At 64.1% G+C, this 2,718-nt stretch carries 2 protein-coding genes; both read left to right on the forward strand.

The window, feature by feature from the left end; genetic code table 11:
* A partial coding sequence (locus VMW12_13975; GenBank protein HUZ50831.1) for a serine hydrolase occupies nucleotides 1-1,427 on the forward strand: 1,427 nt, incomplete at its 5' end.
* A gap of 22 nt (nucleotides 1,428-1,449) precedes the next feature.
* A partial coding sequence (locus VMW12_13980) for a peptide ABC transporter substrate-binding protein (GenBank protein ID HUZ50832.1) occupies nucleotides 1,450-2,718 on the forward strand: 1,269 nt, incomplete at its 3' end.

The raw sequence follows: 2,718 nt of genomic DNA on the forward strand, positions 1-2,718 counted from the left end.
TCTATCTGAAACGGCGGCTGCCGACCCGCATCTTCCCGCCGGGCAAGGTGATCGCGTATTCGAACTACGGCGCGACGCTCGCGGGCTACATCGTGCAACGCGTCTCGGGCGAGAAGTTCGAAGACTACATCGCAACGCACATCTTCCAGCCGCTGAAGATGGTGCATTCCTCGTTCCTGCAGCCGCTGCCGCCGAACCTCGCGCCGCTGATGGCGACCGGCTACCTCAACGCCTCCGAAGGCAAAACCAAGCCGTTCGAATACGTCGATACGGCGCCGGCGGGCGCATCGAGCTCCACCGGTATGGACATGGCGCACTTCATCCTCGCGTATTTGAACCACGGAAACTACGAGGGCTACCAGCTGCTCAAGCCCGCGACGATCGACGAAATGTGGACGCAGCAGGTGGTGCCGGAGCCGGGGTTGCCCGGCTTCGATCTCGGCTTCTACCAAGACGATTTCAACGGTCTTCCCATCATCGGGCATGGCGGCGACACCGTTGTGTTCCACAGCGATCTGCACCTTATTCCGTCCAAGGGCATCGGCTGGTTCGTCGCGTTCAACTCGCCGGGTAAAGCCGGAGCGGTCGAAGACGTCCGCAACAATCTCTTCAAACGCTTTCTCGATCGCTACTATCCCTATACGCCGCCGGTCGAGCCGACGGTCGCAAACCCGCAGAAGGACGCCGCGCGCGTCGCAGGCTGGTACGTAAGCAGCCGGCGGGTTACGCGTGCGCTCGCCTTCGTCTACACCCTCGGGCAGAGCCAAGTAACGGCGAATCCCGACGGCACGATCGAGGCGAGCTCGATGAAGAACGCTGCGGGCTACCCCGTCAAGTGGCGTGAGGTCGCGCCGCTGCGCTACCGTCAGGTCGGCGGCGATGCCTACCTCGTCTTCGGCACCGATGCGAACGGCAACGTCGTTTCGTGGGCCTCGGATGCGGTCAACATGGTCTCCGTCCAGCAGCGCGTCACGGGATTGCGCACGCTGGGATCGATCAAATCGCTGCTCACGATCTTCGCAGGCATCATCGTGCTCTCGCTCCTCATCCGGCTCGGGGCGTGGATTGCGCGGCGTAAGCTCAAGCTTTCGCTGCACCTCTCGCGCAACGAGCAGATGCTCCATGCCGCCGCACGCATCGGCGCGATCGCCTTTTTGGTCACGCTGATCGGATGGCCCATGCTCCTCTCTTCGGAAGCCGCGATTCTCTCGCCGTCCTTGCCCGGCAAAATGATCGTGCTCTCCGTCATCGGCGTGATCGCCATTATCGGCGCGCTCGCAATGATCGTGGAGGCGGTGGTTCGAGTGCTGCGCGGGCCGGGGGGCTGGCTCGTGCGAACCGGCGAGATCCTCGTCGCTCTCGCGGCCGTTTACGCGATCTGGTTCCTCTTCGCGATGCAGTTCGTGAACTTCGTCACGAACTTCTAGGGTACGTTGAATGCGTAACCCGATGCGCCGCGCGATCGTGTTCTCGATGTGTTTGGGGGTGCTGGCGTTCCCGGCGTGTTCGCGCCAGGGCCACCAGCCGTCGCGCGCGCCGGGAACGCTCGTCGTGGCGCTGCGCCAGGAGCCCAACACGCTCGATCCCCTGCTGCTCGAGGGCACGGGTGCCTACACGTTCGGAGAGCTGCTCTACTCGTATCTGACGAATTACGACCCGCAAGGCCGCATCGTCGGCGATGTGGCACTCGAGGCGCCCACTCCGGCGAACGGCGGCGTCTCCCCCGACGGCAGACGCATCACGTTTCATCTCCGTCACGGCGTGCGCTGGCAAGACGGTGCTCCGGTCACGTCGCGTGACGTCGTCTTCACCTATCACGCGATCATGAGCCCCTCGAACAACGTCTCCACGCGCTTCGGCTACGACGTGATCACCTCGATCGCCGCCCCGAACCCGTATACGGTAGTCATCACCTTGCGCGAGCCGTACTCGCCGATCATCAGCGATTTCTTCGGCGGGGACTCGAACTATCCGATTCTCCCCGCACATCTGCTCGCGAGCGCGCCGAGCCTCAATCACGTGCCGTTCAATGCGGAGCCGGTTGGATCGGGGCCCTATCGCCTTGAGCGCTGGAGCCGCGGCGATCGCATCACGCTGCGCGCGAACCCCGGGTACTACGCGGGGGCTCCGCGCATCCGCCGTCTCGTGCTGCCGTTCGAACCGGACGATTCAACCACGATCGAACGCTTGCAAACGGGCGAAATCGACGCCGCATTCGGCCAGGACGCCTCGCGCATCGCCGAATTGCGCGCGATCCCGAATCACCGGGTCGTCGTCACTCCCGTCCCATACTTCTACGCGCTCGCGTTCAATCTGAAGAATCCGGTGCTCGCCGACGGCGCGGTTCGTAAGGCCCTCGCGATGGCGATCAATCGCCGCACGCTTACGCAAAAGATCTCGGGCGGTCTCTACCACGCGGGAACGGCGATGCGCGGGCTCTTTACCTGGGCCTACGATCCGCACGTCGCGCAGACGCCGTACGATCCGGCGCAGGCCGCCGCGCTGCTGACACGCGACGGATGGACTCCCGGTGCCGGCGGCATCCGGGTGAAGAACGGCCGGCGACTAAGCCTGCAACTCTCGTTTGCAAACGGCGAGGACATCACGACGCATTTCGCGGTAGCGATCGCCGCCGAAGCCCGTGCGGTCGGCATCGAATTAACGCTGCGCGGTTACGACCGTAGCCAATATGTTGCTCACGACGGGCCGCTACTGGGC

It is taken from the genome of Candidatus Dormiibacterota bacterium, assembly GCA_035532835.1.
Classification (GTDB): Bacteria; Vulcanimicrobiota; Vulcanimicrobiia; order Vulcanimicrobiales; family Vulcanimicrobiaceae; genus DAHUXY01.